The sequence below is a fragment of the Roseateles sp. P5_B10 genome (assembly GCF_056400485.1).
Window position 1 is genome coordinate 1 of sequence record NZ_JBFULE010000529.1, and the last position, 3,746, is coordinate 3,746.

At 63.4% G+C, this 3,746-nt stretch carries 5 protein-coding genes; 2 read left to right on the forward strand and 3 right to left on the reverse strand.

Going from position 1 to position 3,746, the window contains the following annotated elements:
* The 3 genes from AC1DU6_RS23215 to AC1DU6_RS23225 form a co-directional block, all read right to left on the reverse strand.
* Nucleotides 1-194, reverse strand: a 194-nt coding sequence (locus tag AC1DU6_RS23215) for a barstar family protein (protein WP_477859920.1), incomplete at its 3' end; no start/stop codon positions are given.
* 67 nt (nt 195-261) lie between these two features.
* The gene (locus AC1DU6_RS23220) at nt 262-570 is read right to left on the reverse strand and encodes a hypothetical protein (protein WP_477859922.1); all 309 of its coding nucleotides are present in this window, start codon (nt 568-570) and stop codon (nt 262-264) included.
* 77 nt (nt 571-647) lie between these two features.
* Nucleotides 648-1,103 (reverse strand): DUF3592 domain-containing protein, encoded by a 456-nt coding sequence (locus AC1DU6_RS23225; protein WP_477859924.1) that lies wholly within the window; start codon nt 1,101-1,103, stop codon nt 648-650.
* Between the two features lie 357 nt (nt 1,104-1,460).
* Here AC1DU6_RS23225 and AC1DU6_RS23230 point away from each other — a divergent pair, with 357 nt between their 5' ends.
* On the forward strand, nt 1,461-2,804 hold the full coding sequence (locus tag AC1DU6_RS23230; protein ID WP_477859926.1) for an IS110 family RNA-guided transposase: 1,344 nt from the start codon (nt 1,461-1,463) through the stop codon (nt 2,802-2,804).
* 45 nt (nt 2,805-2,849) lie between these two features.
* A partial coding sequence (locus tag AC1DU6_RS23235) for an ABC transporter ATP-binding protein (RefSeq protein ID WP_477859927.1) occupies nt 2,850-3,746 on the forward strand: 897 nt, incomplete at its 3' end.

A 3,746-nucleotide genomic window follows, 5' to 3' on the forward strand; every position in this document is an offset into this window, starting at 1 on the left:
GAACTGAAGTCTGTCCAACTGACGAAGCGAAGTGTCTCCGGCATTTCGACTAGGCCGGTGATAGCGTCCCAGAAGGCGTTCCAATTGCAGCCATACCAACCAGGGAAGTCGAGCGAATCCCGTAAGAGCGCTTGAAGTTCCTCAGAGGTGCTCGCCTTCGCAAGATCAATCTCAACAAGCGCTGCTCGTCCCATAGCCGTCTAACGTCGAAGTTCAGCCGACCAGCCAGCGGAGCTGGCGCAGGTCGGCTGCAATGAACGGTTAGCCGCCACCTTGCACCTCAAGAACGCGGCCGTCTCCCACATGACGCGAACCCTCATGTAGGCGCCATGTGACACCTGGAACCAGCAGTGGGAACCATTCCGGGTAGAGAAAGCGGACGATTGCAACGCACGTTCCGCCGAGCACCAGCAAGTCTTGGCCTTCAAAATGAATGTCACCGACGATGCTCGATGATTGCCCCTCGAAGAAATGGTTCGGGCGAATGCCGGACTTGTATCCGGAAGTCTTCCCGCTACGACTTCCATCGAAGAGGTTGATTTCGGCACGGACGGCGATGATGCGCTCCATGTGGCGGCTAACGTGAAAGCTCAGCGGACGGCGAAGCCGTCCGCTGCAGCACAGGGTTAGGCGTCGCAGCCACGCCGCTAGAGACCAACCTTGAGGCGTTTCTGAACTAGCGGCCCCCAAGTGATGATCTTCTTGTATGTGAGAAGTCCGATGCTTCCCGCGATCGCCGAGACGAGCAGGAGCAGATGCGTTGTTGCCCATATTTGCATCGGCTCATTGAACTTGGCCACCACTGGATCATCGGGAAGGTATAGGACCTCAACTTTCTCTCCGACCGCATACCTGCGAGAAGAGGCTTTGACCCAAGGAGTGAGCTTGTGGCTGACGCCGTTGTTGTCTTGGTACGCAACCTCAGCGCTGTCCATCTTCCTGTTTGTGGAAACGACTAGACCTTGAGCAACGCTGGCCGCCTTTAGGAATTGCGCCTCGACGTACCAGCGCCATGCCGAGAGAAGTCCGAGGCACACTGCCAGTGCCAGCAAGCCCTTACCTATTCGGGCATTGGTCGGTGAGGAGAACTGCGGGAGCGACATGGCTGATGTACGCGACGCCTAACGTTTGAGATAACCGGCATGACCCGGCTTGCCGGGGCATGTCCGGTTGATTGAAWGGTTAGCGGAGTAATCGGCCCGCCTCGCCCGCAAATCGTCCGGAAGAAACACCTGGCGCAGTGCGCTGCATCGTGGCACGGTGGAACGTGGCGCCGGGGAAGACCGAAGCAGCAATGGTGCACATTGCCCGCGGGTTAGCGTGGTCATGGGCTGCGTCATCGACATTGGTGAATCGTCATGCGGGCCTTGGGCTCGCGCGGCGATATCCCGTTTGAGAGAGTGATCTAGACGACACACCCGATCCGGCGCCACGTTCCACCACTCATCTTGGAGGACAACATGGCTTCGCGCAATCGGGCTCGCTCGCAGAGCACCCTGTCCTTGACCCACCCCAACGCTGCTGGCATCGACATCGGCAGCGCCTCGCACTTCGTGGCCGTCCCACCCGACCGCGACGACCAGCCTGTGCGTGAGTTCAAGAGCTTCACCGCCGAGCTCGCGCGGCTGGCCGACTGGCTCGACGCCTGCGGCGTGGACACGGTAGCCATGGAATCCACCGGCGTGTACTGGATTCCCCTGTTCGAGCTGCTGGAGCGGCGCGGCTTCACGGTGCTGCTGGTCAACGCCCGGCACGTCAAGAACGTCTCGGGCCGCAAGAGCGATGTGCTGGACTGCCAGTGGCTGCAGCAGCTCATGAGCTTCGGGCTGCTGCGCGGTGCCTTCCGCCCGGCCGACGCGGTGTGCGTGCTGCGCGCGCTCACGCGCCAGCGCGCCACCACGTTGCGCACCCAGGCGCGCTGCGTGCAGCACATGCAAAAGGCGCTGGTGCAGATGAACATCCAACTCGCCAACGTCATCGCCGACGTGGTGGGCGAGACGGGCCAGAAGATCCTGCGCGCCATCGTCGCGGGCGAGCGGGACGGCCAACGGCTGGCAGCGCTGAAGAACACGCGCATCCACGCCAGCGCCGACGAGATTGCCGCCAGCCTGTTGGGCAATTGGCGGGCGGAGCACCTGTTCGCGCTGAAGCAGGCACTGGCCGCCTTCGACTTCTGCGGCACGCAGCTCGCCGAGTGCGACGCCGAGATCCAAGCCCAGCTCCAGGCGCTGCAACGCTGTGAAGGCGAGCCGGCCAAGGGCAAGAAGCGCGGGCGCGCTCGCAACGCCCCCAGGTTCGACCTGCGTGGCCAGTTGTTCCGCATGTGCGGTGTGGACCTCACGCGCATCGATGGCGTGGACGTGACCACGGCGCTGGTCGTCGTCAGCGAGGTGGGCATCGACATGAGCCGCTTCGCCAGCGACAAGCACTTCGCGTCGTGGCTGGGTTTGTGCCCGGGCACGAAGATCACGGGCGGCAAGGTGGTGAGCGGCAAGACCCAGCGGGTGGCCAACCGCGCAGCGCAGGCGCTGAGGCTGGCGGCGGCAGCGCTCAGGGCCAGCAAGTCGGCGTTGGGGGCGTACTACCGGCGGCTGTGCGCGCGCATGGACAAGGGCAAGGCGGTGAYGGCRGCGGCTCACAAGCTGGCGCGGTTGATCTACGCGATGCTCAGCAAAGGCCAGGAGTACACCGATGCGGGTCAGGACTACTTCGAGGAGCGCTACCGGGAGCGGGTGCTSAGGAACCTGCGGCAGCGGGCTSAGCAACTCGGCATGCAGATCGTGCCCGTGGCCCAGACCGCCTGAAACCTCTTTGCAGATCAACTATTTGGTGGGTGTTTCTTGAGAGAAGTGGCAGACGTTCGACTGACCGGCGTGGAGAAAGCCTATGGCGACATCCGCATCCTTCACGGCATCGACCTGGAGATCCGCGACGGCGAGTTCATGGTCTTCGTCGGCCCCTCGGGCTGCGGCAAGTCGACGCTGCTGCGCACCATCGCCGGCCTGGAAGAGATCACCGGCGGCGAGCTGACCATTGGCGGGCGCGTCGTCAACGACGTGCCGCCCAGCGAACGCGGCATCGCCATGGTGTTCCAGTCGTATGCGCTCTACCCGCATATGAATCTGTACGACAACATGGCTTTCGGGTTGAAGCTGGCCAAGGTGCCCAAGGCCGAGATCGAGACGGCCGTGCGCAACGCGGCCAAGATCCTGCACATCGAGCACCTGCTGGACCGCAAGCCCAAGGACCTGTCCGGCGGCCAGCGCCAGCGCGTCGCCATCGGTCGCGCCATCGTGCGCAAGCCCGACGTCTTCCTGTTCGACGAGCCGCTGTCGAACCTCGATGCCGCCCTTCGCGTGCGCATGCGCTACGAGTTCGCCAAGCTGCACGAGGATCTGAAAACCACCATGATCTACGTGACCCACGACCAGGTGGAGGCCATGACGCTGGCCGACCGCATCGTCGTGCTGTCGGCCGGCAAGATCGAACAGGTCGGCTCGCCGCTGGAGCTGTACGAGCATCCGCGCAACCTCTTCGTGGCAGGCTTCATCGGCAGCCCGAAGATGAACTTCATTGAGGGTGAGCTGGCCGCCATCGAGGCGGGCCACGTCGATGTGAAGCTCAGCGGCAGCCATGTCGTGTTGCGCGCGCTGGTCGATGGCAGCGCCGCCAAGGTCGGCGACAAGGTCACGCTGGGCGTCAGGCCCGAGCACATCCGCCAAGGTGGGGCGAACAACCTGCTGCAA

Bases quoted from the DNA above. Each gene is read 5' to 3' on its own strand.
- AC1DU6_RS23220 (WP_477859922.1), bottom strand. From the start codon at position 570: ATGGAGCGCATCATCGCCGTCCGTGCCGAAATCAACCTCTTCGATGGA.
- AC1DU6_RS23225 (WP_477859924.1), bottom strand. From the start codon at position 1,103: ATGTCGCTCCCGCAGTTCTCCTCACCGACCAATGCCCGAATAGGTAAG.